Origin of the sequence: Shimia sp. (assembly GCF_022448905.1) — a bacterium.
In the GTDB taxonomy this organism is placed as follows: domain Bacteria; phylum Pseudomonadota; class Alphaproteobacteria; order Rhodobacterales; family Rhodobacteraceae; genus Shimia.
The window spans coordinates 218966-244323 of the sequence record NZ_JAKVCW010000004.1 but is presented as its reverse complement, the minus strand read 5'-3'; the positions used below and the strand labels follow the sequence as shown (position 1 = coordinate 244323).

Here is a 25358-nt window from a genome sequence, read left to right as displayed (position 1 = left end):
CGCAGGTTGGTGGTGGAAGGTGATGGGTGGCTGGCCCCCAATCTCCGGCCCGAATGGGGGCCAGCCCCCAAACGCATGATTTATTGGGGGCCAGCCCCCAAGCCCCCGGGATATTTTTAGCAAGAAGAAGCGGGCGGGGTGGTGAGGGCAAGACGTTAGAAGCGTTGGCCCACATAGATGTAGAGCAGGTCTTCCTTGCGGTCGTTGTAGGACATGTCCACAGAGAAGACGGCTTTGAATTTCTTGGAGAGTTGGAAGCGTACACCTAGGCCGCCGGCGTAGCGGATATCGGTGTCGCCAATGGAGGCAAAATCGCTGCCGGTGTTGCCCAAGCCTGCAAAAGCGACGCCGGAGAAACGATGGCTGAACTGGTGGCGGTATTCGGCCTGCGCAGACAGCAGCGCGTCGTTGAGAAACTCGGTGGGGCTGAAGCCGCGAAAGCCGTCGGTGCCGCCTAAGGAACATTGGTCAAAGAACGGGGTGTCTTTGCTGGTGGCGCAGCTGGCAAAGCGGGTGGCGATGCTGTTGCGGTCGCCGATAGGCAGGTAGTGGTTGTAGGTCAGCACGAGTTTTTTGTAGTCGCGGCCGCCGGCGTTGAGCACCTGCCCATAGGTGAGCGCGCCGTCCAGCAGATGGCCGTTGCGGGCGGAGAAATCGTCGTCCCGGGTGTCCCATTTCGCCAGAAGGCTGAAGGTGCCGACTTCGAGCTGGCCTTCGGGCAGGGGCGGCAGGTTGGTGCCTGAGGTGTCATAGCCCAGCGTGGTGTCGAGGTAGCGCATGGCCGCGCCAAACAGCAGTTCGGAGGTGACGCCGCGCAGGACGCTGAGGTTTGCGATGTCGCCGGTTTGGCGCACTGGAATTGGTAGGCCGCCGATGTAGAGGTCGTAGAAGCCTTCGGCCTGGCCCAGGCTGGCGCTGACCTGCCAGCGGTTTTCATCCCAGACAAACTTTCCGCCGAGCCCGTAGGCGTTGGTGCCATTGTCTGATTTCATGGCTCCGAGGCTGATGATGGAGGTGTCGCTGCCTTCGTCGATGTTGAAAAGGTAGCCGCCGCCCAATACCAGCCCAGCGCCGATGAGCACGTTTTTGAATGGCACCGGCGCGACCACCACGGAGCCATTGCCAAAGCCCAGCGGGGTTTCCTGCTCGCGGGCGTCATTCAGGCTTTCGTTGAGCATGTCGTTGCTCAGCGGATCTGCGTGCGCTGGTGTGAGAGAGATGAGTGCCAAAAGTGCAGCGCCCGGAACGATCCGGGCGGCTGCTTTGAATGTGGAGGCAAGATGTGCCGTCATAGTCTGTCCTTTATGGGGCCGGATCAATCCGGTCCCTTGGCGGGCGCGGCGGCGGCTTGCTCTTCTTGCTGCTGAGCGGCTGCTGCTGCGGCAGCTGTGAGCGCGGTTTTCTCTGCCTCCGGCAGGTCCTTGGCACCATCCGGCAAGGCCACGCGCACTTCGCGGCGGGCGAAGTCGATGCCTGCGGCGTTGAACTCGGCTTTCACGCGGTTGTAGATCTCTTTGCGGATCATAAACTGCTTGCCGGGTTTGGCCATGAATTTACCGCGGATGATCATACCCACATCGTCAAAGTCAAACACACCTTGCGATTTGAAAGGCTGCAGGAAGTCGTCTTTGTAGAGCTCCTCTTGCAGCATCTCCTGACCGATCTTTTTGAAGATCTTTTTCACCTGGTTTGGATTGGTGTCAAACGGCACGGTGAATTTGAGCTTCATGATCACCCAGTCACGGGAATAGTTTGTGAGCTTGGGGATTTCGCCATAGGGGATGGTGTGTACCGGGCCGCGGTGGTGGCGCAGCTGCATCGAGCGGATCGAGATTTTCTCAACCGCGCCCATGGTGCCTTCGATCTCGACATATTCGCCAACGCGGAAGGCGTCATCCACCAGGAAGAACACGCCGGAGACCACATCGGTCACCAGTTTCTGCGCGCCAAAACCAATCGCCAGACCAGCGATCCCGGCACCAGCCAAGAGCGGCGTGATGTCGACGCCGAGGTTGCCGATGGCCAAGAGGGTGAAGACCACGATGATCGCGCCCTGTGCTGTAACCAGCGCGAGAGGCAATACGGTGGAGAGGCGAGAGCCGCCGCCGCCGCCCATTTCGTTGTCGGCATCTTCCTGCGACATGCCCAGCGCGGTCATTTCTGCCGCCAGACGGCGGTTGATGTAGAGGCTCACGCCTTCATAGACGACATAGCCGACAATCGCGGTCATGGCGAAGCTGAAGAGGTTGTCGCCGATGCCTGCACCTTCCTGAAGAAGGCTGAGCAAAGAGACATTCCAGGTGCGGGTGATGATGACGAGCACGGCGCCAACCGCGATCACACGGCCGATGCGCACGTAGCTGCGCTTGGTGGCGATGTAAGCGTCATGCGCCACTTGGCCTTCGCCCTGCATTGGCGGAACCACGTGGCGGACAAGGCCGCGAATGCCGGTGTCGATCACCGGGGCGATCAGCAGCCAGAACATGGTGGTGTAGTGTGCACCACCCAGCAGCAGTTGCACTTTGCCCAGGCCAATCAGCGTGGAGACCAGCACCCAGGTGGCACCGGCAACGCCCATGGCGAAATAGGGGTAGATGCGGGCCACTGACTCATCAAACTCAGTGCGATCAGGATCGTCGCCGCGCATCATCTCGCTGAGACCTTCGCGGGCGGTCCAGGCAACATAGGCGATGTAGACGTAGACCATGCTGTCGATCCAGAAGCCGATGCGGGTTTCACCCGCAGCCACGCCGTTCACCACGTTGAAGTCGACCACAAAGATGGTGGCGCCGCCCAGAATGACGATGCCGATGATGTGGCGGTGGATGAAGCTGGCCCAATGGTCGTTCACATTCACCAGGCGCAGGTCAGGACGGTTAGGGGCCATCAGGAAACGGGAGAAGGCGGCAGCGATGCGCGGCATCCAGATCATATAGCCGATGAATGGCGCGACAAAGGTGACTGCTTGCGCGTCCAAGAAGGTGCGGCCAAGTGTGCGGATGGTGATGTAAAAGATCACCAGACCAAAAATCTCACGCAGGAAGCGCTTGAACAGGAAAGTCACGGACTCGCGCAGGGTGGCGCCGGACTCGGCGGGCTCCGGGTTGCGCACTTTGATCAGCCAGGTGCGGACGGCGTATTCCACGCCGAGGCCTACTGCCAGCAACAGGGCTGTCAGACCAAAGAGGGTGAGCACGCCGCCAAAGCCACCGTAGGTTTCAGCAAAGTTCTGGAAGGCGGTGATTTGTGCCGGCACCAGCGCGGGCAGTTTGCGGACCGCTCCGAGAAGCGGCTGGGAAAAGGCATGCCACAGATTAGTGGCGCGTTCCACGAGGCTTTTGGGGGCGGCTTCTTCGGACTGCGCCGCAGCCACGGCATCCAGCCGGTCCAGCAGCACGGCGCGGACTTCGTCGTCCGACATGCGCGCGACCATGGCGTTGATCGCCTCTGTGGTCATTTCTTCGGGGTTGATCTCAACCGCCTCGGGGGCGCTGGAGCTGGAGGTTGTGGTGGTGGGCAGGCCCTGGGCCTGCGCGGTGGTCATTGCAACGACGCATAATGACAGCGCCAGAAGAATGCTCGAAACGATATGTCTCATAAGGTACTCTACGGTCAAAAAATGATTGACTATAAGAGATGACTTTTACGTGAGTAGGTCAAGGTATGTTCGCCTTACTCTGGAAGGCAAGAGTACTGATTTCAGGTTCTGAAATGGCAAAAAAAAAGGGCCGAGCAATAAGCTCGGCCTTAGTCCAACAGGGAGGTGAAAGCGCTGAGCGTATAAGCAGTCAACGCCTTCGAGAGATGAATTAGTAGTCAGTTTGTGAACCTTCAAGAGATATTCTGTCGCACCCGCAGCATGCCCGCTATGCGCGCATTGCATAGCTCAGGAAATGTCTTTTTCCCGCAATTGCTTGCGGTGCAAAATGATCTCTTCCTGCACAAAGTCGCGGAAGGCCGCAATGCGCTTGGATTGGCGCAATTCTTCCGGAAAGGCCAGATACACAGGGACTTCGGCGGATTCAATTTCAGTGCCGACGCGCACCAGATCCGGGAAATCCTGCATCAGATAGTCCGGCAACACGCCGATGCCGAGGTCATGGCTGACCGCTTGAAGGACGCCAAAGTAGTTATTCACGTAAAGCATCTTGGTGATGTCATTGGCCAAGAGGCTGGTGACAAAACTCGCGCCTGCGCCAACCTGTTCTGAGGTCACGTTTTGGCAGATCAGACGGTGCTGGATGAGATCCTTGAGGGTCTGGGGTTCGCCGTGGGTTTCCAGATAGCTTTGGGATGCATAGAGACGCATCCGCACGCTCATCAGACGTTTGCGAATAAGGTCGGCCTGGCTCGGCTCTTTCATGCGGATGGCCACGTCGGCCTCGCGCATCGGCAAGTCGAGCACCTTTTCCTCAAGCATCAGATCGATGTTGAGGTCTGGGTATTGCTCGTAGAGTTTTGCCAGGCGCGGGGCCAGCCAGAGCGTGCCAAAGCCGATGGTGGTGGTGACACGCAGCTCGCCGAACACTTCTTCTTCGCTGTCGCGGATGCGGGCAGATGCGGCGTCCAGACGTTTGTTCATCGCCGTGGTGGCGTCAAACAGGAGCTCGCCTTGCTCAGTCAGGATCAGGCCGCGGGCGTGACGATGGAAGAGGGTGGTGTTCAGGCTTTCTTCGAGTGCACGGATTTGGCGTGAGACAGCGGATTGAGACAGGTGCAAAACGTCGCCGGCGTGGGTCAGACTGCCAGCATCAGCAACGGCGTGAAAAATCCTGAGTTTGTCCCAATCCATGGTAGCTCCATTTTTTTGTTTTGTGTCATGCGGTTAGTTCTCAGTCAAAGAAAAACTGACCGTGGGGAGGCTTGGAACTGCGCTGATACGCCTATAGACTGGGAAGGGAAAGTGAAGTTTTCACGAAAAAACATCACTTTGCGGAGAGGCCTATTCGAATTGAGGGGTGGGGCTGTCCATTGGGCGAAATGCCAAAGAATTTGGCATAGGTGGTACTTGGGTTTGATCACGAAGCTTCGGCATTGTTTGCGGGCGCTAGGTGATGTTTGATCAAATGCCCCCTTTATTTCGCTGCAAAAACTAAAGTGTGGTTACTGGGTTGTTAACCTTTGGTTAGGAAGCGTTTGAAAACAGTGTTTTAAGCAATAGGCGAGGCACTAAATGCAGGTACTATCTCGGCTCAAGGCAAAACTCCGCTGGCATCATCTAGTGCATGGTGGAATTTTTCTGACGGCGATTGCCTTGTTCCCGATCCTTGGCGAGTTGGACCTGTTTGAAGCGTTTTATGACTTTAGCCGGGCTCATGAAGACTGGGAGCTGGATGAGCTTGCAGTGCTGGTGCTGTTGTTGACTGTCGCGCTGTTGTTCTCGGTGATCTATCAGGCGCGGCACTTGCGCCGGATGGCGCGCGAGAAAGAGGCGATGCGCCAGGCGGCATCCGCCAAGGCGCGGCATGATCCGATGACCGGCGTGCTGAACCGGCGGGCGTTTAAGGAGATTGCGCGGGGAGTGGCGCAGGCGCTGAGCCCGTCAGATGCGCCGCGCTATATCGCACTGATGGATTTGGACAAATTTAATCCGGTCAACAGCTTGCACGGCCATGAGATTGGTGATGCGACGCTGCAGGAGGTGGCGGAGCGGCTGAAGTTGGAAGCGCAGGCTAGTGGCACCGTGGCGCGTCTGGGCGGCGATGAGTTTGCAGTTTTACTGGATGAGACTGCCAATGCAGTACAGGCAGAGCGGGCCGCGCAAAGGTTGGTGCATGAAATTGCACAGCCGTTTTTCTTTGGGGAAAAAGCCGTATTTATCGGCGCGTCCGTTGGGCTTGTGGCGCTGCGCTATGGCGATGACATAACCGAAGTGATGCGCCGGGCAGATAAGGCCATGGGCGTGGCCAAGGCGGAAGGGCGCGGGCGGTTTTCTTGGTATGACGCGGATCAGGACCGGCAGGCGATGGATCGAGAGACCATTGCGGCGGACTTGCGGGATGCGATTGCGCACGACCAAGTGGCCCCCTGGTTCCAGCCCATCGTGGAGATCGACGCAAATCATGTGAGCGGTGTGGAGATTCTTGCGCGGTGGTTTCATCCGGAACGCGGGTCCATTCCGCCGGGTGTGTTTATCGAGATTGCCGAAGACAGCGGGCAGATTGGCACATTGGGCTTGAGCGTGTTGCGGCAGGCCTGTGTGCAGGCCAAAGACTGGGCGCGGCCTTTGACCCTGTCGTTCAATGTGTCCGGTGTGCAGTTCAAAGACCCCAATCTGGTGCCGTCAATCCGGATGGTTTTGGAAGGCACCGGCTTCCCACCTGAGCGGTTGATTGTGGAAGTGACCGAAAGTTCGGTGATTGATGATTTTGGTGAAGCGCGGGCGAAGCTGGAAGAGCTTAAGGCGCTTGGTGTGGCGATTGCTCTGGATGATTTTGGCACCGGTTATTCGAGCCTGACCGCGTTGCAGAACCTGCCGTTTGACCGGCTGAAGATTGACCGCAGTTTTGTGACCAATATTGCCAAACGCGCGGAGTGTCAGAAGATTGTATCCGGCATTGTGTCCCTGGCGCAGGGGCTTCATCTGGAGGTCACAGCCGAAGGCATCGAGACGGTCGAAGACTTGGCGTATGTCAGTTATTTGCAGTGCCAGCGCGGGCAAGGGTTCTTGTTTGAGAAAGCGGTTCCGGGCGATCAGGTTGGTGAGCTTCTGGACGGCGCGTGGCAGGATTTGCCAACGGTGCCGGTGTCTTTGGCTAAGGTCGTCGGGACGTAACGGAACCATCCTCTCAAAAGCTTGAATAAAGACCGGCGGACAGGTGCTTTTCGCCGGTTTTATTGTGTTAAGACAAATGGCTACACTGTAGTGTTGCGGTGTCCTCGGCGGCACAGAGAAGCGCTAAACGAACGGGTGTTCAAAAAAAATTATTGCATAGGTCAGATTCTGCGACCTAATATTTTCCGTATATTGGAATGACCGTCCAGCGAGGGGAGCGCAAGATGAGTATCCAGAAGGTGTCTTTGAACGACCGTTTGGACCTGACCAAAGACAATGTGATGCTAAACGGCACACAAGCTTTGGTGCGGTTGATGTTGATGCAAAAGGCACGGGACACGAAGGCTGGGCTGAACACCGCTGGCTATGTGACAGGGTATCGCGGATCACCGCTGGGCGCTGTGGACAGTCAGATGATGCGGGCCGAGAAAGAGCTCACCGCGCATGACGTGTTGTTTCAATCCGGCTTGAACGAGGATCTTGCGGCGACGCAGCTGTGGGGCAGCCAGCAGGCGGAGCTGCGCGGAGAAGGCAAGTTCGATGGCGTCTTTGGTCTGTGGTACGGCAAAGGGCCTGGGGTGGACCGCACAGGGGACGTGATGCGCCATGCCAATATGGCAGGCACCAGCCCCAACGGCGGTGTGCTGATGGCGATGGGCGACGATCATACCGGCGAAAGCTCCACAGTGCTGCACCAGTCAGAATGGGCGCTCGTGGATGCCTATATGCCTGTGGTGTCCCCTGCAGGCGTGCAGGAGATCATGGATTTTGGCCTGTACGGCCTTGCGCTGAGCCGGTTTGCAGGCGTTTGGGTTGGCCTGAAAACCATGAAGGACACCATTGAAGCCACGGCGGTGGTCAATGGTGACCCGCATCGATTGGAGTTTGTGACGCCGGAGTTTGATATGCCCGAAGGCGGGCTGAACATCCGGTTGAACGATACGCCACATGCCCAAGAAGCGCGGATCATTGATTACAAGCGGCAAGCGGCGGAAGCGTTTTCGCGGGCGAACAAGATGGACAAGCGCATTTGGGGCAAACCCGGTGCGAAGATAGGATTGGTGGCCGCCGGAAAGAACTGGCTGGATTTGGTGCATGCCCTGGATCTGCTGGGCATTGATGAAGCGGAATCCGAGCGGTTGGGGATCAGCACCTACAAGATCGGTCAGACGTTTCCGATGGATATGACGACCTTCCGGGAGTGGGCCGAAGGGCTTGATTTGATTGTGGTCGTGGAAGAAAAGCGCAAGCTGATCGAGGTTCAGATCAAAGAAGCGCTGTTTGATGATCGCAACGGACGGCGGGTTTACGGATGGTACAAAGGTGGACTGAGTGATCTAAACCGGCAAGAGCTGTTCCCGACGCGGGGCGCGCTTGATCCGATTATGATTGCTGAGAAGCTGGGCGATATTTTTGTTGAGGAAGGCCGCGGCACTGACGCGGTGAAGGCGGGCATGAACGCGCTAAAGGAAGCGCAACGGGCCGATAATGCCGAGGATATTGCGGTGCGCACGCCTTGGTTCTGTTCCGGGTGTCCGCACAATACGTCCACCAAGCTGCCAGAAGGCAGTCGCGCCTACGCTGGGATCGGTTGTCACTACATGGTGCAGTGGATGGACAGGGAGACCTCTGGCTATACACATATGGGCGGCGAGGGCGCGAACTGGATTGGCGAGGCGCCGTTTAGCAAGACCAAACATGTGTTTCAGAACCTGGGGGATGGGACATATAATCACTCCGGTGTGCAGGCGATCCGCGCGGCGTTGGCGGCGGGCACCACCATCACCTACAAGATCCTGTTCAATGACGCTGTGGCGATGACCGGCGGGCAGGCCAACGATGGCGGGCTGAGCCCGCAGAAAATTGCCGACGAAGTGCGCGCCATGGGGGTGCAGCATGTGGCGGTGGTCTATGATGAGAAAGAGGATGTGGATCAGTCCGTGTTCCCGGCTGGCATCACGTTCCATGAACGCGCGGAGCTGGTGAATGTCGAAGAGAAATTTAGAGAAATCAGCGGTGTAAGCTGCATTGTTTATGTGCAGACCTGCGCCAGCGAAAAGCGGCGTCGGCGCAAACGGGGGCAGTTTCCTGATCCGGATCGTCGGGTGTTCATCAATACAGACATTTGTGAGGGCTGTGGCGATTGTGGGGTGCAATCCAACTGTATTTCGATTGAGCCAGTGGAGACCGAGTTGGGGCGCAAGCGCAAGATCAACCAGTCGAGCTGCAACAAGGATTTCAGCTGCCTCAACGGGTTTTGCCCGAGTTTTGTGACCGTCGAAGGCGCCAAAATCCGCAAAGGCGCCACGGCGGCCTTGGAATTGCCGCCGATGGCGATGCCGGAGATCAAGCCGATTGAGGGCACGCATAATGTGGTGATCACCGGAGTTGGTGGCACCGGCGTTGTGACCATTGGTGCAATCCTGTCTCAGGCAGCGCAGATTGACGGAAAAGCGGCAGGCATGATGGAAATGGCTGGCTTGGCCCAAAAGGGCGGGGCGGTACATATCCATTGCCGTGTTGCCGAGACCTCGGAAGCGATCAGCGCCGTGCGTGTGGCGACGGGCGAATGTGATGCCCTGATTGGGGGCGATCTGGTGGTGAGTGCCGGGGCGAAGACCTTGGGACTGACCTCTGCGGGGCGCACCGGCGCGGTGGTGAACAGCCATGAGATTATCACTGGCAGCTTTACGCAGGACACGGAATTCAAACTACCCACTGGGCGGTTGGAGGTGGCCTTGCAAGCGCGCCTGCGTGAAAAGCTGGCGCTGTTTGATGCGTCTGAGCTATCCCGTGTGGTCATGGGGGATGCGATTTTCTCCAACATGATGGTGTTTGGCGCGGCTTGGCAAAAGGGTCTGGTGCCGGTCAGCCATGAGGCAATTGTGAGCGCGATCGAGCTCAACGGCGCTGCGGTGGAGAAGAACTTGCGGGCGTTTGAGATTGGACGCTGGGCGGTGCTCTACCCGGAGCAGGCGGCAAGCATGTTGGAGCCGAAAGTGGTGCAGAAGCCCAAGACGCTGGAGGAGAAGATCGCCTTCCGTGCGGAACATCTGGTGAAATACCAGGGCAACGGGCTAGCGAAGAAATACCGCAAGCTGGTGGATGGCATTGAGGATGCGCGTCTGAAAGAGGCGGTGGCTTTGGGGTACCATAAATTATTGGCCTATAAGGACGAATATGAGGTCGCGCGCCTGCATCTGGAGACGCGGGCGAAGGCAGAGGAGGTCTTTGAAGGCAACTTTGAGATGAAGGTGCACCTGTCGCCGCCACTTCTCGCAAAAGAGGGGCCAAACGGACGTCCACTCAAGACCGAGTATGGCGCGGGCATGATGCGTATGTTCCCGATTTTGGCGAAGTTGAAAGCTCTGCGGGGCACGGCGTTGGATCCGTTTGGGCGTCATCCGGAGCGCAAAATGGAACGGGCGCTCATTGCGCAGTATGAGGCGGATATGGCCAAAGTGGTTGCCGATTTTGGGGCGCAGGCACCGGAAGCCGCAGTGGCGCTGGCGGAATTGCCGTTGCAGATAAAAGGCTTTGGGCCCGTCAAAGTGGCGAATGAAGCCAAAGCTGCAAAACGGCGCGAAGAGCTTCTGGCGGCGTTGCAACAGCGAGATGCGGTGGCTGCGGCCGCTGAATAGGCGCGTCAAAACTTAAATGACAAATCAAGAAATCCCGTATGTTTTTAACGGGGTTTCACGGTTTGCCCTGTCACCATTTGACGCTACGGAAGGGGGTTAAATTTCATTCATAAATCTGTCATAGGGAGGCCGTGTTTTTGCGACTCGAGAACTGCTATGACTTACGCGATCAACAATGCACGTGACATCAGTTATGCCTATGCAGCGGAAACGCGCAGCGGCAAGGCGATGATCCGCATGCTGGAAAACTCCACTGGCCGTTTGAGATTGATCAAGCGGGCTGCCGGCTATGAGGATGAAGTGGCCGCCGGACGGGACTTCTGGGAAGTGATGCGCGAGCGTTATGGCCTGACGCTGGACGTGATTGGCGGTTCCCTCGACAATATCCCAAAGACCGGGCCTGTGGTGATGATTGCCAACCATCCGTACGGCATTCTGGACGGGTTGATGATGGGTTACATGCTCAGCGTCACGCGCGGTGATTTTCGCATCATGGCGCATCAGGTGTTCCGCAAGGCGCAGGACATGGAAAAAGTGATCCTGCCGGTGAGTTTTGATGAAGACCGGGAAGCGGTGAAGCTGAACCTGCGGACCCGTAAAGTGTCGCTGGACTATCTCAAGCAAGGCGGTGCAATCGGGATTTTCCCAGGCGGCACAGTGTCGACTGCGGACAAGCCGTTTGGACGTCCGTTTGACCCGTATTGGCGTGGTTTCACGGCGCGGATGATTGCCAAATCGGAAGCGGCAGTGGTGCCGGTGTTCTTTGACGGGCAGACCAGCCGGTTGTTCCAGGTGGCGAGCCATTTGCATTACACCCTGCGTATGGGCTTCCTGATCCGCGAATTCAAAAAACGTGTGGACACACCGGTGCGTGTGGTGATTGGCGAGCCTGTGGAGCAGGCTGCGATCAAGAGCCGCGCCAGTGACACCTGGGAGCTCATGGACTTCCTGCGGGAACGCACCTATTCTTTGTCTCCAAAGCCAATCCGCAAAATGGGATATGGCTTTGAGTTTGAAGAAAAACATAAGCTTGACGGCCAGAAGGCCGCAAACAGGTAGATCGAGGTGTGGCGTGGCAGTTGGACTCTTTGACAGTGGATTGGGCGGGCTGACCGTCTATGACGCGGTGAGCAAGCGCTTGCCAGATGTGCCTTTGGTGTATTTCGGAGACAATGCCCACGCGCCTTACGGTGTGCGTGATGCCGATGATGTCTATAATCTGACCACCGCCGCCGTGGAGCGGATGTGGGATGCGGGCTGTGATCTGGTAATCCTGGCCTGTAACACAGCCAGTGCGGCGGCACTGCGCCGCATGCAGGAAAGCTGGATTCCCAAAGACAAGCGCGTATTGGGCGTGTTTGTGCCTTTGATTGAGGCGCTGACTGAGCGCAGCTGGGGCGACAACTCGCCGCCGCGTGAGGTTGAGGTCAAACATGTGGCGCTATTTGCGACACCGGCAACGGTGGCGAGCCGGGCGTTTCAGCGCGAGCTGGCGTTTCGGGCGATTGGCGTGGACGTGGAAGCGCAGGCCTGTGGCGGGGTGGTGGATGCCATTGAAGAGGGCGACATGATCCTGGCCGAAGCGCTGGTGCGGTCCCATGTTGATGCGTTGAAGCGCAAAATGCCGGAGCCGCAGGCGGCGATTTTGGGCTGCACGCATTATCCGATTATGCACGACACCTTTCAGGACGCTTTGGGTGCGGATGTAAATGTGTATAGTCAGGCCAATCTGGTTGCAGATTCGTTGGCAGACTATTTGGAGCGGCACCCCAAAATGATTGGGCAAGGCACAGACAATTTGTTCCTGACCACGGGTGATCCTCGCAAAGTGAGTGATCGCGCGACCCAGTTTTTGCGACGACAAATCACCTTCCAAGCTGCGTAACTGCGGCGAGGGGGCGCAGGCTCTCGTAATTTCACACATTTCTGATTATCTAGCCCCGCAAGTGACGGGGATGGTCGCGCGAAGGCTGCGGCCAAACGAAGGGAAGAGGTCGACAACATGACCCATAAAATCGCAATTCTTGGCGCCAGCGGCTACACCGGAGCAGAGCTTGTACGTTTGATCGCCACCCATCCCAGCATGGAAATTGTTGCACTGTCGGCAGATCGTAAGGCGGGCATGGAGATGGCGGCGGTGTTTCCGCATTTGCGGCACTTGAAACTGCCGACCCTGTGCAAGATCGATGAGATTGATTTTGGTGGTGTGGATCTGTGTTTTTGCGCGCTGCCGCACGCGACTTCTCAGAAAGTAATCAAGGCGTTGCCTTCTGATGTTAAGGTAGTCGATTTGAGTGCGGACTTCCGTCTGACCGATCCTGAGGAATACGCCAAATGGTATGGCGGAGAGCATGATGCGCTCGAGATCCAGAAAGAGGCTGTTTATGGCCTGACCGAGTTTTATCGGGACGAGATCAAAACGGCGCGCGTTGTCGCTGGAACCGGCTGTAATGCGGCCACAGGTCAGTTTGCACTGCGCCCGCTGATTGAGGCGGATGTGATTGACCTTAATCAAATCATTCTCGACCTGAAGTGTGCAGTATCCGGCGCAGGGCGGTCCTTGAAAGAGAACCTCCTGCACGCGGAGCTGAGCGAAGGCTATCATGCCTATGCAATTGGCGGCACGCACCGGCATCTGGGCGAGTTCGATCAGGAATTTTCCAAGATTGCGGGACGCGAGGTGAAAGTGCAATTCACCCCGCATCTGGTGCCAGCCAACCGGGGCATTCTGGCGACCGTGTATGTGCAGGGTAACGCAGAGGTGATCCATGCCACGTTGGCAAAAGCCTATGCTGAGGAACCTTTCATCGAGGTGCTGCCTTTTGGCGAAGCGCCGAGCACGCGGCACGTGCGGGGCTCCAACTTCTGCCATATCGGCGTGACCGGCGATCGGATTGACGGTCGGGCCATGGTGATTGCGGTTTTGGACAACCTCACCAAAGGCTCCAGCGGCCAGGCGTTGCAGAACGCCAACCTGATGTTGGGAGAAGATGAGACGGCTGGCCTGATGCTGGCGCCTTGTTTCCCGTAAACCGCGCGAGGGCGCCGGAGAGGACAAATGAAAAGCCTAAAAAAGCAACGCCGGATTCAGGTGATTATCCTGACCTTCGTAGCCTTGATTATCTCGACCGCGTTGATTGGGTACGCCATGCGGGATGGGATCAACTTTTTCCGTTCGCCTTCGCAAGTGATCGCAGAACCGCCCGCCGCAACCGAAGTTTTTCGCATTGGTGGCTTGGTTGAAGAAGGCACGCTGGTGCGAGATGAGGGCGAAACCGTGCGGTTTTCCGTGACGGACGGCGGCGCGTCGGTGCCGGTCACATTCACAGGTGTGCTTCCGGACCTTCTTAAGGAAAACGAGGGTATGGTTGGCACGGGGTCCTATGTGGATGGTGTGTTTGTTGCGACGGAGATCCTCGCAAAACATGATGAGACCTACATGCCAAAAGAGGTCGTCGACGCGCTGAAAGAGCAGGGCGTGTATCAGCATTATGATGAAGAGGGTGGCGACAGTTAAGTCGTCGTAATATTGCAAAGAATTGACCCCGTGGGCCGCACAGCCTGCGGGGTTTCTCTTTGGCGCAACGGGCAGCGTGCGCAAGGGTGGCGGCAGTTTAATAGTCGGGGCGGCAGCCTGTGTCATGAGGCACACAGGAGGTTGCGATGTTGGACGTACGACAAGTGGCAAAGGAGATTGTGGCGCGGGAAGGCGGGTTTGTGAATGATCCGGATGATCCCGGCGGGGCGACCAACTTGGGCGTGACGCTGGCCACAGCGCGTCGGTTGGGGCTGGATAAGGACGGGGACGGCGATGTCGATGTGGCGGATGTGAAGCGGCTGACGCCCGCGGATGCGGAGGCGGTCTATCTGCGGCACTACTTTGAGAGGCCAAAGGTGGATCGCTTGCCGGAGGTTTTGCAGGCGTCGGTGTTTGATATGTATGTCAATGCGGGCAGCAATGCGGTGAAAATCCTGCAGCGCCTGTTGGGGCAGATGGGGCAGCAAGTGACTGTGGACGGTAAAATCGGGCCGCAGACCATAGCCGCGAGCAAAGTGGCGGCGGATATGGCGCCGGATCATCTGGCAGACGCTTACGGCGTGGCGCGGCGGAACTACTATTTCCGATTGGCCGACCTGCGGCCGAAGTCGCGCAAATATGCGCGGTCGCGGGCCGGTAAGAAGGGCGGCTGGATCAAGCGGGCGGAGGAGTTCATCTCGCCTAGGTATCACCTAACGCAGCAGGAATTTGAGAAGCGGGTGGCGTCATGGGGATGATCGAGCGGGTGTTGTCTTTTGTGTTTGGCGGCGGGCGCAATGTGCTCAAAGAGACCGCCGAGGTGTTTCGCGAAAACGCGGAAGGCGCGGCGCAGCGGGCGCAGGATGTACAGATCGCGGCGATGCAGGGGCATATGGCGGAGTTTCGGGCGCAGGATCGCGGGAGGTTTGATCGGGTGATGGATGCGGTGAATCGCCTGCCGCGTCCGGCCATGGCCTTGGGCTGTTTGGCGCTGTTTGTCAGCGCAATGGTGGACCCGGTGTGGTTTGCCGCGCGCATGAGCGGCATAGCCTTGGTGCCGGAGCCGATGTGGTGGCTGCTGGGTGTGGTGGTGAGTTTTTACTTTGGTGCGCGACATCAGGCCAAAGGACAGGAATTTCAACGCTCTATAGCGGATAACTTGAAGCGTGTTCCTGAGGTAGTTGAAACCCTTGCCGCGCTTGAAGGGCCAGTGCAAACGCAGGCGCGCTCACCGATGGAAGAGGGCGACAATCCGGTGCTTCTGGATTGGCAGCAAGCTTCCAGTGGGGGCGCGACAAAGTGATCAGTTTGCCGGGTCGATTTGCATTGGCCCCGTCTGAGCCTCGGACTATATTGAGGCCATGATAGTTGAGCTCGGCCATTTCGCACTGATCCTAGCCGCCGTCACCGCAGTGGTGCAGGCAATTGTCCCTTTAGTAGGCGCGCAGAAGCGTTGGCCCGGCTGGATGGCCGTGGCCGAACCAGCAGCAGGATTGCAGTTCCTGTTTACTGGGTTCAGCTTTGCGGCGCTGACCTATGCCTTTGTGACCTCGGATTTCTCTGTGGCGCTGGTGACGGGGAACTCACACACCCTCAAGCCGATGATCTATAAGGTCAGTGGCGTTTGGGGGAACCACGAGGGCTCTATGCTGCTCTGGGTGTTGATCCTGACGCTATTTGGCGCCTGTCTCGCGTGGTTTGGTGGCAACCTGCCGCCTGGCATTCGTGCACGCGCGCTGGCGGTGCAGAGTGCGGTGGCCGTGGCGTTTTTTGCGTTCATTCTGTTCACGTCCAACCCGTTTGAACGCATGGATGCGGTGCCGTTTGACGGGCGCGATCTGAACCCGTTGTTGCAAGACGTGGGCCTCGCATTGCACCCGCCATTTTTGTATCTTGGTTATGTCGGGCTTTCGATGGCCTTTTCCTTTGCCATTGCTGCGTTGATCGAGGGCCGTGTGGATGCGGCCTGGGGACGCTGGGTGCGGCCTTGGACGCTGGCGGCTTGGGTGTTCCTGACCATCGGCATCGCGCTGGGGTCCTGGTGGGCCTATTACGAATTGGGCTGGGGCGGTTTCTGGTTCTGGGATCCGGTGGAAAACGCGTCGTTCATGCCTTGGCTTCTTGCAGCGGCCCTGCTGCACTCTGCTATTGTTGTGGAGAAGCGGGAGAGCCTAAAGAGCTGGACCATCCTGCTGGCGATTATGGCGTTTAGCTTCTCGCTGATCGGGACGTTTATTGTGCGCTCCGGCGTGATCACCTCGGTGCATGCCTTTGCCAATGACCCGGATCGGGGCGTGTTTATCCTGGGCATTCTGGTGTTCTTCACCGGCGGTGCGCTGACCCTGTTTGCCGCGCGGGCGAGCGAGATGGAAGCAAAGGGCGTGTTTGGGGTGGTCAGCCGCGAGAGCGCGCTGGTGCTGAACAACATCCTGCTGGCCGTGTCCTGTTTTGTGGTTTTCATCGGCACCATCTGGCCGTTGGTCAGCGAAATGCTCTTTGACCGCAAGCTCAGCGTCGGTGCACCGTTTTTCAACATGGCGTTCACCCCTTTCATGGTGGTGCTTGGATTGATCCTTCCGATTGGGGCGATGTTGCCGTGGAAGCGCGCCAAGCTTGGCAAGGTGGTAAAGCCGCTGATCCCAGCCTTTGTCCTCGCGGTGGCCATTGGCGGATTGGCCTGGTCGGTGCAAGGCGGGCGCTCACTTTTGGGCCCGGTGGGGCTGTTCCTTGGGGCCTGGTTGCTGATGGGGGCTTGTGTGGACCTGATGTCGCGCACCGGGCGCGGGTCGCTTGGCGACCGATTGGGGCGCCTGTCCCGTTTGCCACGTGCGGATTGGGGCAAGGCGGTAGCCCATACTGGATTTGGTGTGACAATTCTTGGCGTGGCCGGGCTGATGGCCTGGGAGCAGGAAGACATCCGCGTCGCGCAGATTGGACAGCCCTATATGGTTGGCGCATATGAGATCACGCTGGAAGGTGTACGAGAAACCGAAGGGCCAAACTACCTGACAACCATGGCGGACATCCGTGTGCGCAAGGATGGCAACGATGTGACCATGTTACATCCGGAGAAACGGATTTATCCGGTGGCGGCGATGCCAACCACGGAAGCGGCGATTGATTATCGTATTCTGCGGGACGTATATCTGGCGCTTGGGGATGAACAGCCGGGCGGAGCCTATACGGTGCGGACCTATATTAAACCGCTGACCAACTGGATTTGGATTGGTTCGTTGCTTATGTCTCTTGGCGGGCTGTTGAGCCTGACCGACCGCCGCTATCGCGTGGCGGCCGGGGCGCGTAAGGCGCCAGCGGGTGGCGTGCCAGCGGAGTGAGACCGATGACTACCAAGTTAAAGACTTTTGCGGCCGCGCTTGGGCTTACGCTTTTGATGGCGGGGTCAAGTGTGGCGGTTCAGCCGGAAGAGATCCTGGACGATCCGGTGCTTGAAGAGCGGGCGCGGGACATTTCTAAGGATTTGCGGTGTCTTGTCTGCCGCAATGAAAGCATTGATGACAGCAACGCTCAGTTGGCGAAAGACTTGCGCGTTCTGGTGCGCGAGCGTCTGACTGAGGGCGACAGCAACGAAGAAGTGGTGGATTTTGTGGTCGACCGCTATGGCGAATACGTCTTGCTGCGGCCGCGTACCAGTGGCACCAATATGGTGCTGTATGGGGCCGGCCCAGCGATGTTGCTGATCGCGTTGATCGTTGGCTTTGGTTACACACGGCGCCGTTCCACAGCCCGCACGCCAACGGAACGCAAGTTGAGCGAAGAGGAAGAAGCGCGGCTTCAGGAAATCCTCAAGGAATGACGTCGGGTCCCGCTTGGAGCACAAGCTGCGGGATGCGATGACAGGGTAGGACGCGGAGAGAGACCCTATGGATTATCAGACTATTACCTATGATGTGACCGATGGTGTGGCCACGGTGACATTGAACCTGCCGGACACGCTTAACGCGATGACGCAGCAGATGCGGGCAGAGATCACCGATGCGGTGATTGCCGCCGGGTCTGAGGCGCGGGTGCTGGTGTTGACCGGTGCGGGCAAGGCGTTTTGTTCCGGGCAGGATCTGGGCGACAGCTCCAGCGCGGCGAGCATGGATCTGGAACGCACGCTGCGTGACGAATACATGCCAATGATCCGCGCCATTCGCGAGTGTCCGATCCCAACCATCAGCGCGGTGAACGGCGCCGCGGCGGGGGCAGGGGCCAACCTTGCCTTGGCCGCTGATGTGGTGATTGCCAAAGAGAGCGCGTATTTCATGCAGGCGTTTTCGCGCATCGGCTTGATGCCGGATGCGGGTGGCACTTATGAGTTGCCAAAAGCCATGGGCGCGGCCAAGGCGATGGGCGCAGCGCTGTTTGCTGATAAGATCAGCGCGCGTCAGGCGGATGACTGGGGCATGATCTGGGAAGCGGTGGCGGATGACGCCTATGAGGCCACAGTGAAAAAGCGCGCGGCGCATCTCGCGAGTGGACCGACGCTGGCGTACAAACAGATCAAAAAGGCCATCCAGGAGAGCTATGGCAACGACTGGACTGCTCAGATGGAACAAGAAGCTAAGCGTCAGGGCAAGTTGGGCAAGACCCGAGATTTCCAGGAAGGCGTTGTGGCGTTTCTGGAAAAGCGCCCCGCGAAATACGAGGGGCGCTAAGGCCCTTACCGGTCTTTGAGCCGTTTCATGAGGGCCAGCGCTTCGGGCGTTGGCCTTTGTTCTATGCGGCGGTAGACACGGCCGTCGATGGTGCGCTCGCAAAGCTTGTGGTCAATCAGCGAGCGGCGCAGCAGCACGTGGTCGGCAAAGCTGAGACCGGACTTCAGGATCTCGTTCACCTCTTTCTCCGACATGTCCTTATGCGCGGGCATGCGCGCCCAAAACGGCCAGAGACACAGGCCTTGCACCTTGGTCCACTTCGGCCAGCGGAACATGCGGCCCGCCTCGTCAAACACGCGTAGAGCGCGTTTGAGGGCCAGTTCGTCCAGCGCGGTGTCTTCCGCCGGTTTGGCGGCCTTGAGGTGTTGGTGGTTCTGAAACCCGGCAGCCTTGGCGACCAGCGTCATCATCGCGGCGTGGCCGGGCAGTTTGTCTTGGTCAGACAGGGATTTGCGCAGGGTTTTGGTGAAGGCCGAAACGTCGGCCACATAGAGAGGGATCACGTCTTTAGACATGAGGGCATCCTTTTGATGTCGTGCATCCCGGAACCGGGGTCGATGGCCGCCCTTGTCGACGGCACGTGCAAAAGCATGCTGTCGAAAGTGTCTCGCAGGTTTAGCAAAGTCAGTGTGACCGGCGGCGCCTGGGTGAACTGCGGACCCATGGCGCCTTTGATACGAGACCGTCGCTGTGGAGGCAAGTGTGTCGCGCAGGAAGTTAAACTTCAGGCGTTGGAACTGAAAACAATTCGATGTTTTCGAGCGTCACAGGCCCGCTGTTACGCGTCAATCGCGCGACCAGTTCGTCATTTGCAAAGAGGTGATGTTCGTCACCGACCGTCTGTAGCGTCAAAGTCGGGGGCTCGCCATAGTGGCGCAGGATCAGAACATCTTCTTCATCGTTGAAGTCAGTGATTTCAGGTGCATTGCCCTCGGCATTGGCCCATTCGTAGATGAAAAAGGCATCTTGGTCTGCACCGCCTGAAGCCACGTCACCTGCGCCCAGAAACAGGGCGTCATTGCCCTCTTCGCCCACAAGTGTGTTGGCCTCGGGCGCATCTGGTTCTTGATATTCTGGCCAAGCGACGGCTTCTTCGTCTGTGAAGAGCAGGAAGTTTTCACGCACATAGGGCGTGTCGCCAAAGATATCGTACCCGACAAGCGTGTCATTGCCTGAGCCACCCTTGATAGAGTCGTCGCCGCTATCACCGTTCAGATAGTCATTTCCCAAGCCGCCACGCATGTCGTCATCACCCGCGCCCTCAGTCTCAGTCTCAGTCTCAGTCTCAGTCTCAGTCTCAGTCTCAGTCTCAGTCTCAGTGTCTGTCTGAGTTCCTGTGTCGGTTTGCGGGTCCGACTCTGTCTCAGGAATGGAATCCGAATTGGTTTCGGTCTCGCCGCCGTCGCTTTCAAACAGGCCAGCAAGCGCGACGACACCCAGTCCGGCGAGAAAAAGGCCAAAGATCATTGTACTGTGAACTCCAGTTTGATTGTTGACGCGGGCGACAATTGGCCAATCCGTTATGAGAAAGAAATGGATGCGACGCAGACATCGCTTGCTTCAAGCGTGCCAGTTTCGCCGAGAACGCGGAGCACCAATTGTCCGTCAGCATATACTAGGGTTTCTTCGCCATCGCTTCCCAGTGTGATGGATGGTTCCTCGGTGCCCTCTAGATACTGAACGCATAGAATGTCTTCTGCCGCGTTGAAATCTTGAACGACAGGAACGTTCTCTTCGTCTTCCACCCAGCTTCCAACTTCGAACTCGTCGTTTCCACTGCCACCAAATGCAGTGTCACCTTCGCCAAGTAACAAAGAGTCATTTCCATCTCCGCCGTAGAGAACATTGGCCTCATCTGCTTCTGGCGCCTGAAACTCATGGTCGGAGGATGGGGTAATTTCAGCGTGCCAATCGCCCAGCTCCCAATCCCGATTGGTGATGTCCGCGCCCACAAGTTCGTCGTCGCCGGGGCCACCATAAAGCGTGTCATTCCCGCTGCCGCCCATCATGGTGTCTTCACCGGCACCACCGTGTACTTCGTCGTCGCCGGAGTCACCCATGACACGGTCTTGCCCTGTTTGGCCAAAGAGCGAGTCGTCGCCTTCGCCTCCCATTAGGACATCAGGGCCTGCGCGGCCGCGAATGACGTCGTTTCCGTCTTCGCCAGCGGCAAGATCCGACCCAGTGGTGGCATAGATTTCGTCGTCTCCGGCCGTACCTTCGTACATAACGCCAGGCTCTCCATCAGTGATGATGTCAGAGGTTGTGACCTCATCTGGGGTGTTGCCACCGTCATCGCTGTCACTATCGTCGGAACCACCAAAGTCAGCGATAGCAGCGATGCCCAAGCCAGCCAGTAACAAACCCAAAAACAGCATTCTGTCTCTCCTCGTGGCACGCAATACTCAGGCGCGCGTAATGATACGGTGGCATTGGGAGCGTGAAATGTAGAGATTTCCGTGGCAGGCGCATCTCGGTTCTCTGTTCGGAAGGTGTCCGATTTCGCGTCTTCTACGCGGCGCCTACGGCTCCCAAGGCCGAGTTGGTCGCAAGGTGCGACAACACGTTATGCGTGTCAACAAATTGAAGCGTATTTGAGCTGGATGACGCTCAATCACCGTTGGCGCAGCTTATTGTTTCCCAAGGGGCTTAGATGGCGGGCAAAACCGCGCCCGGGATCTGTTGGGCGCGGCCGCATGGGATGGGTGAGTCGTTGTCCGGATTTGGTTCGTACGACCGGAATAAGGGTGGTGAGAGCTGACGCGATCACCCAAGTACAAATGTGACATCTGAGGCTTCCAATCCGTCAGCAGCTCCGGCGACACGTGCCATGATAACATCGTTTGCCAAAACATGGGTTTCATCGCCAACCCGCTCGACCGTGATCGTCGGAAGAGGCTCGTCACCTGGCAAGATAAGGGAAATCACGTCCTCTTCGGGGTCAAAGTCGGTGATAAATGGCGCGTTCTCTTCCACCCAATGGCCGATGTGGAAGCTGTCGTTGTCTTCGCCGCCGGTGCCAGTGTCATATTCGCCGAGGAAAAGATTGTCGTTGCCGGTGCCACCAATGAGCGTGTCAGCCTCTTCCGGCTCCGTTGGGTCCTGAATTACAAATTCCGTTTCGGGCTCCCGATCAAGATAGCTGTCAGCAACTTCCGGGTCCCGGTTTGTCACGTCGGCACCGTAAATCCAGTCGTCGCCACTGCCGCCTTCGAGGGTGTCTTCGCCTGTGTAGCCGTAGAGCGTGTCGCTGCCACTGTCGCCGTAGACGGCGTCGTCCCCTTCGCCGCCAGTCATGTAGTCTTCGCCAGCGCCGCCTAAGAGCAGGTCGTCGCCTTCGCTGCCGTAGAGACCGTCATCTCCATCCTGACCGCGCAGGGTGTCATTCCCATCCTTGCCATCTAGCAGGTCGGGGCCGGGAGTGCCTGTCAGATCGTTGTTGGAGTCGCCGCCCTCAAGCAGAATACCGATACCGCCGTCCTCGGATATAATGTCGGTGGTGGTTGTGTCGTCCACCGGCTGGGTGTCATTGGCAAGACCGGTGGGGGTGGTTTCGTCGTCGGAGTCATCGCCACCGCCGGAAAAACTACTGGCCGCGAGGCCCATAAACAGAAGTCCTAAAATCCACATCACTCATCTCCAAATTGTGGCTCACATAAGCCGCCAAATACACAGGTCCTAATTGGCAAGAGGCAAGTTTGGCTCCCAGCCCGCCCTGAGCGTGGTGGTTCCTTGGAGGAAATAGCATCAGGCAGGGACGGAGGACTCGCCGGTCCAATTTTCTAAAATTCCGAAAGAGTGATGCACGCTAAGCGTGTCGGAATTTGGGCTGAGTTTCTGTGAATTTGGGCAAAATTGAGAATATGTGCCTTAGGCAAAAAAAACGCGCCTGAGAAGGCTCTGGCGCGTTTGATTGTATCTGACCCGATTGGGTTAGCGGTTCTCGATGTCGGTGTAGGAGCGCACATCTTCGCCGAGGTACAGCTGACGTGGACGGCCAATTTTGTGCGCTGGATCGGACAGTTGCTCTTTCCACTGGGAAATCCAGCCAACGGTGCGAGACAGCGCAAAGATAGGGGTGAACATCGAGGTTGGGAAGCCCATCGCCTCAAGGATGATGCCAGAGTAGAAGTCCACGTTCGGGAACAGCTTCTTCTCTTTGAAGTATGGGTCGCTCAGTGCGATGCGCTCCAGTTCGGTAGCAACCTGCAGAAGTGGGTTGTCTTCAACACCCAACAGCTCCAGCACTTCGTCAGCGGACTGTTTCATAACGGTCGCGCGTGGGTCCATGTTTTTGTAAACACGGTGGCCAAAGCCCATCAGACGGAACGGATCGTTCTTGTCTTTGGCGCGCTCGATGAATTCCGGAATGCGGTCTACGGAGCCGATTTCTTTCAGCATCTCCAGACACGCCTGGTTTGCGCCGCCGTGGGCCGGGCCCCAGAGGCAGGCGATGCCAGCTGCGATACAGGCAAACGGGTTGGCGCCGGAAGAGGACGCCAGACGCACCGTGGAGGTGGAGGCGTTCTGCTCGTGGTCGGCGTGCAGCGTGAAGATACGGTCCATCGCGCGGGACAGGATCGGGTTCACCTCATACTCTTCCGCTGGCACGGCGAAGCACATGCGCAGGAAGTTGGAGGCGTAGTCCAGATCGTTGCGTGGATACACAAATGGCTGTCCAATGGTGTATTTATAGGCCCAAGCGGCGATGGTCGGCATCTTCGCGATCAGGCGGTGGGATGCGATTTCGCGCTGACGTGGGTCAGAAATGTCGGTGGAGTCGTGGTAGAAGGCGGACATGGCACCAACCACACCTACCATTACCGCCATTGGGTGGGCATCGCGACGGAAGCCGCGGAAGAAATTGCCCATTTGCTCGTGCAGCATGGTGTGACGGGTGATGGTGGACTCAAAGTCTTCCAATTGTGCAGCCGTTGGCAGTTCACCATAAAGCAGCAAGTAGCAGACTTCGAGGTAGTGGGATTGGCCAGCCAGTTCGCCAATCGGATACCCGCGGTGCGTCAGAATACCTTTCTCACCGTCGATATAGGTGATGGTGGACTCACAGGAGGCGGTGGAGGTGAAGCCAGGGTCATAGGTGAAAACACCGGCTTGACCATAGAGCTTGCGGATGTCGAGCACATCCGGGCCGGACGTTGGCGAGTGGATCGGCAGTTCGTAGTTTTCGCCGTCAATCGTTAGCGTTGCGGTTTTTGGGGCCTCGGACATGGCATTTTCCTTCCTAAAAAGCCGGGGACGCGGATCGCCCCGGCGCGTTGTGTCTGCGACGTCTTAAGGCCCGGTAAACAGGCGCTATTCCGTCGCGTCATCTTTGGCGGCGTCAGTCAGACGCGCGAGAGATTCCTCGCGTCCCAGAACCAGCATCATGTCAAAGACGCTGGGGGTCGCAGCCCGGCCAGCCAGCGCCGCCCGCATGGGCCCCGCCATCTTGCCGAACTTGATTTCATTGGCTTCACAGTAGCTGCTCGTTACAGCCTCAAGCTCCTCCCGCGACCAGCTAACATTTTGCAACTGCGGCGTCAAATCATTCAGTATACCACGGGATACTGAATCGAGATTTTTGGCGGCTTTGGCCTCCACCTCGATAGGGCGCGAAGTCAGAGCAAAGTGTGCTTTTTCAAGGAGATCGGGGAAAGTCTTCGCGCGATCCTTCAGGCAATACAGCGCATCCCGTAGTAATACGGTCTGGGTGTCGGTCAGCGCAGGCTGGTCTGCGGCCCCCAGATAATTCACAATCTCTTGCAGCAGTGCAGCATCTTCGCTCACGGCAATATGTTGGCCGCAGATGTTCTCAAGCTTTTTGGTGTCAAACCGCGCCGGGCTTTTGCCAATGCCGTCCAGATCAAACCAGTCCTGGGCTTGCGCGTCGGTGAAAAACTCATCGTCACCGTGACTCCAGCCCAAGCGCGCGAGGTAGTTGCGCATGCCGGCGGCCGGATAGCCCATGGCCTGATATTCCTGTGCACCAAGCGCGCCGTGGCGTTTGGAGAGTTTTTTGCCGTCTGCGCCATGGATCAACGGGATGTGCGCGTAGATCGGCAGATCCCAACCCATGGCTTCATAGATCATCATTTGGCGTGCGGCGTTGTTGAGGTGGTCGTCCCCGCGGATCACATGGGTCACGCCCATGTCGTGGTCATCTACAACAACTGCCAACATATAGACCGGTGTGCCATCGGAGCGTAACAGGATCATGTCATCGAGCTGATCGTTGCGGATGGTCACATCGCCTTGCACCTGATCGCAGATCACGGTTTGGCCTTCACGCGGGGCTTTGATGCGGATCACGTAAGGCGCATCGGGATGAGTGGCGGCATCAGCGTCGCGCCAAGGGCTCCGATAGTGGGTCGATTTGCCGGCGGCGCGAGCCTCATCGCGGAAGGCGGCAATTTCGTCTTGGGTGGCGAAACATTTGTAGGCTTTGCCTTCCTCCAGCAGTTGCAGCGCCACTTCGGCGTGGCGTTTGGCGCCCTCAAATTGGCTCACGACCTCGCCGTCATGATCCAGACCCAGCCAGCTCAGGCCTTGCAGGATGGCGTCGGTCGCTTCTGGTGTGGAGCGTTCGCGATCGGTGTCTTCAATCCGCAGCAGAAACTTGCCGCCGCGCCCACGGGCATAGAGCCAGTTGAACAGCGCCGTACGTGCGCCGCCGATGTGCAGATAACCGGTGGGCGATGGGGCAAAACGGGTGACGACCTGGCCTGTCATAGCGGGCTTAACCTTTCAGTAACCATTGGGGTTCTAGC

20 protein-coding genes are annotated in these 25358 nt (G+C 57.9%); 11 read left to right on the top strand and 9 right to left on the bottom strand.

From position 1 onward, the window contains the following. Nucleotides 1–155: 155 nt before the first annotated feature. The 3 genes from MK208_RS06250 to MK208_RS06240 form a co-directional block, all read right to left on the bottom strand. A complete protein-coding gene (locus MK208_RS06250) occupies nt 156–1292 on the bottom strand; it encodes a BamA/TamA family outer membrane protein (RefSeq protein WP_294114974.1) in 1137 nt (378 codons plus the stop codon). A gap of 23 nt (nt 1293–1315) precedes the next feature. Beyond that, nucleotides 1316–3598: a mechanosensitive ion channel family protein gene (locus MK208_RS06245; RefSeq protein WP_294114973.1), complete on the bottom strand. Its 2283-nt coding sequence runs from the start codon at nt 3596–3598 to the stop codon at nt 1316–1318. A 288-nt stretch (nt 3599–3886) separates the two neighbouring features. Then, nucleotides 3887–4792, bottom strand: coding sequence for a LysR family transcriptional regulator (locus tag MK208_RS06240; RefSeq protein ID WP_294114972.1), 906 nt, complete (start codon nt 4790–4792; stop codon nt 3887–3889). A gap of 381 nt (nt 4793–5173) precedes the next feature. On the opposite strand from MK208_RS06240, the gene MK208_RS06235 reads away from it, so the two are divergent. From MK208_RS06235 to MK208_RS06185, 11 genes are all read left to right on the top strand, one after another. Then, nucleotides 5174–6775 (top strand): bifunctional diguanylate cyclase/phosphodiesterase, encoded by a 1602-nt coding sequence (locus tag MK208_RS06235; protein WP_294114971.1) that lies wholly within the window; start codon nt 5174–5176, stop codon nt 6773–6775. 224 nt (nt 6776–6999) lie between these two features. After that, the gene (locus MK208_RS06230) at nt 7000–10416 is read left to right on the top strand and encodes an indolepyruvate ferredoxin oxidoreductase family protein (protein ID WP_294114970.1); all 3417 of its coding nucleotides are present in this window, start codon (nt 7000–7002) and stop codon (nt 10414–10416) included. 156 nt (nt 10417–10572) lie between these two features. Further along, nucleotides 10573–11475: a lysophospholipid acyltransferase family protein gene (locus MK208_RS06225; protein ID WP_294114969.1), complete on the top strand. Its 903-nt coding sequence runs from the start codon at nt 10573–10575 to the stop codon at nt 11473–11475. 13 nt (nt 11476–11488) lie between these two features. After that, nucleotides 11489–12301 carry an aspartate/glutamate racemase family protein gene (locus MK208_RS06220; protein WP_294114968.1) on the top strand — a complete coding sequence of 271 codons (813 nt, stop codon included), beginning with the start codon at nt 11489–11491 and terminating at the stop codon, nt 12299–12301. Nucleotides 12302–12418: 117 nt separating this feature from the next. Beyond that, nucleotides 12419–13447, top strand: coding sequence for an N-acetyl-gamma-glutamyl-phosphate reductase (gene argC, locus MK208_RS06215; RefSeq protein WP_294114967.1), 1029 nt, complete (start codon nt 12419–12421; stop codon nt 13445–13447). A 27-nt stretch (nt 13448–13474) separates the two neighbouring features. After that, a complete protein-coding gene (ccmE, locus tag MK208_RS06210; protein WP_294114966.1) occupies nt 13475–13933 on the top strand; it encodes a cytochrome c maturation protein CcmE in 459 nt (152 codons plus the stop codon). A 146-nt stretch (nt 13934–14079) separates the two neighbouring features. Then, a complete protein-coding gene (locus tag MK208_RS06205) occupies nt 14080–14691 on the top strand; it encodes a holin-associated N-acetylmuramidase (protein WP_294114965.1) in 612 nt (203 codons plus the stop codon). Continuing rightward, on the top strand, nt 14682–15236 hold the full coding sequence (locus tag MK208_RS06200) for a holin family protein (RefSeq protein WP_294114964.1): 555 nt from the start codon (nt 14682–14684) through the stop codon (nt 15234–15236). Before MK208_RS06205 ends, MK208_RS06200 begins: the two co-directional genes overlap by 10 nt. Nucleotides 15237–15294: 58 nt before the next feature. Then, complete coding sequence (locus tag MK208_RS06195) at nt 15295–17268, top strand: heme lyase CcmF/NrfE family subunit (RefSeq protein WP_294114963.1); 1974 nt, start codon at nt 15295–15297, stop codon at nt 17266–17268. A 56-nt stretch (nt 17269–17324) separates the two neighbouring features. After that, complete coding sequence (locus MK208_RS06190; RefSeq protein WP_294115239.1) at nt 17325–17747, top strand: cytochrome c-type biogenesis protein; 423 nt, start codon at nt 17325–17327, stop codon at nt 17745–17747. Nucleotides 17748–17814: 67 nt separating this feature from the next. Next, nucleotides 17815–18591: an enoyl-CoA hydratase-related protein gene (locus tag MK208_RS06185; RefSeq protein WP_294114962.1), complete on the top strand. Its 777-nt coding sequence runs from the start codon at nt 17815–17817 to the stop codon at nt 18589–18591. A 5-nt stretch (nt 18592–18596) separates the two neighbouring features. On the opposite strand, the gene MK208_RS06180 is transcribed toward MK208_RS06185, so the two are convergent. The 6 genes from MK208_RS06180 to gltX all read right to left on the bottom strand — a co-directional run bounded on the left by MK208_RS06180 (nt 18597) and on the right by gltX (nt 25320). Continuing rightward, nucleotides 18597–19106 carry a DUF2087 domain-containing protein gene (locus MK208_RS06180; protein WP_294114961.1) on the bottom strand — a complete coding sequence of 170 codons (510 nt, stop codon included), beginning with the start codon at nt 19104–19106 and terminating at the stop codon, nt 18597–18599. Nucleotides 19107–19308: 202 nt separating this feature from the next. Further along, complete coding sequence (locus MK208_RS06175; protein ID WP_294114960.1) at nt 19309–20058, bottom strand: hypothetical protein; 750 nt, start codon at nt 20056–20058, stop codon at nt 19309–19311. A gap of 53 nt (nt 20059–20111) precedes the next feature. Continuing rightward, a complete protein-coding gene (locus MK208_RS06170; RefSeq protein ID WP_294114959.1) occupies nt 20112–20969 on the bottom strand; it encodes a calcium-binding protein in 858 nt (285 codons plus the stop codon). 388 nt (nt 20970–21357) lie between these two features. Further along, entirely contained in the window at nt 21358–22221 is an 864-nt protein-coding gene (locus MK208_RS06165) for a hypothetical protein (RefSeq protein WP_294114958.1), read from the bottom strand. 303 nt (nt 22222–22524) lie between these two features. Further along, on the bottom strand, nt 22525–23820 hold the full coding sequence (gltA, locus tag MK208_RS06160; RefSeq protein WP_294114956.1) for a citrate synthase: 1296 nt from the start codon (nt 23818–23820) through the stop codon (nt 22525–22527). Between the two features lie 84 nt (nt 23821–23904). Further along, on the bottom strand, nt 23905–25320 hold the full coding sequence (gene gltX, locus MK208_RS06155) for a glutamate--tRNA ligase (RefSeq protein ID WP_294114954.1): 1416 nt from the start codon (nt 25318–25320) through the stop codon (nt 23905–23907). Nucleotides 25321–25358 lie beyond the last annotated feature (38 nt).

Excerpts from the sequence above, each read along its gene's own strand:
- ccmE (WP_294114966.1), top strand. The coding sequence starts at position 13,475 with ATGAAAAGCCTAAAAAAGCAACGCCGGATTCAGGTGATTATCCTGACC.
- gltX (WP_294114954.1), bottom strand. The coding sequence starts at position 25,320 with ATGACAGGCCAGGTCGTCACCCGTTTTGCCCCATCGCCCACCGGTTAT.
- MK208_RS06205 (WP_294114965.1), top strand. The coding sequence starts at position 14,080 with ATGTTGGACGTACGACAAGTGGCAAAGGAGATTGTGGCGCGGGAAGGC.
- MK208_RS06250 (WP_294114974.1), bottom strand. The coding sequence starts at position 1,292 with ATGACGGCACATCTTGCCTCCACATTCAAAGCAGCCGCCCGGATCGTT.
- MK208_RS06180 (WP_294114961.1), bottom strand. The coding sequence starts at position 19,106 with ATGTCTAAAGACGTGATCCCTCTCTATGTGGCCGACGTTTCGGCCTTC.
- MK208_RS06230 (WP_294114970.1), top strand. The coding sequence starts at position 7,000 with ATGAGTATCCAGAAGGTGTCTTTGAACGACCGTTTGGACCTGACCAAA.
- MK208_RS06165 (WP_294114958.1), bottom strand. The coding sequence starts at position 22,221 with ATGTGGATTTTAGGACTTCTGTTTATGGGCCTCGCGGCCAGTAGTTTT.
- MK208_RS06195 (WP_294114963.1), top strand. The coding sequence starts at position 15,295 with ATGATAGTTGAGCTCGGCCATTTCGCACTGATCCTAGCCGCCGTCACC.
- MK208_RS06245 (WP_294114973.1), bottom strand. The coding sequence starts at position 3,598 with ATGAGACATATCGTTTCGAGCATTCTTCTGGCGCTGTCATTATGCGTC.
- MK208_RS06185 (WP_294114962.1), top strand. The coding sequence starts at position 17,815 with ATGGATTATCAGACTATTACCTATGATGTGACCGATGGTGTGGCCACG.
- MK208_RS06240 (WP_294114972.1), bottom strand. The coding sequence starts at position 4,792 with ATGGATTGGGACAAACTCAGGATTTTTCACGCCGTTGCTGATGCTGGC.
- gltA (WP_294114956.1), bottom strand. The coding sequence starts at position 23,820 with ATGTCCGAGGCCCCAAAAACCGCAACGCTAACGATTGACGGCGAAAAC.
- MK208_RS06175 (WP_294114960.1), bottom strand. The coding sequence starts at position 20,058 with ATGATCTTTGGCCTTTTTCTCGCCGGACTGGGTGTCGTCGCGCTTGCT.
- MK208_RS06200 (WP_294114964.1), top strand. The coding sequence starts at position 14,682 with ATGGGGATGATCGAGCGGGTGTTGTCTTTTGTGTTTGGCGGCGGGCGC.
- MK208_RS06235 (WP_294114971.1), top strand. The coding sequence starts at position 5,174 with ATGCAGGTACTATCTCGGCTCAAGGCAAAACTCCGCTGGCATCATCTA.
- MK208_RS06190 (WP_294115239.1), top strand. The coding sequence starts at position 17,325 with ATGGCGGGGTCAAGTGTGGCGGTTCAGCCGGAAGAGATCCTGGACGAT.
- MK208_RS06225 (WP_294114969.1), top strand. The coding sequence starts at position 10,573 with ATGACTTACGCGATCAACAATGCACGTGACATCAGTTATGCCTATGCA.
- MK208_RS06170 (WP_294114959.1), bottom strand. The coding sequence starts at position 20,969 with ATGCTGTTTTTGGGTTTGTTACTGGCTGGCTTGGGCATCGCTGCTATC.
- argC (WP_294114967.1), top strand. The coding sequence starts at position 12,419 with ATGACCCATAAAATCGCAATTCTTGGCGCCAGCGGCTACACCGGAGCA.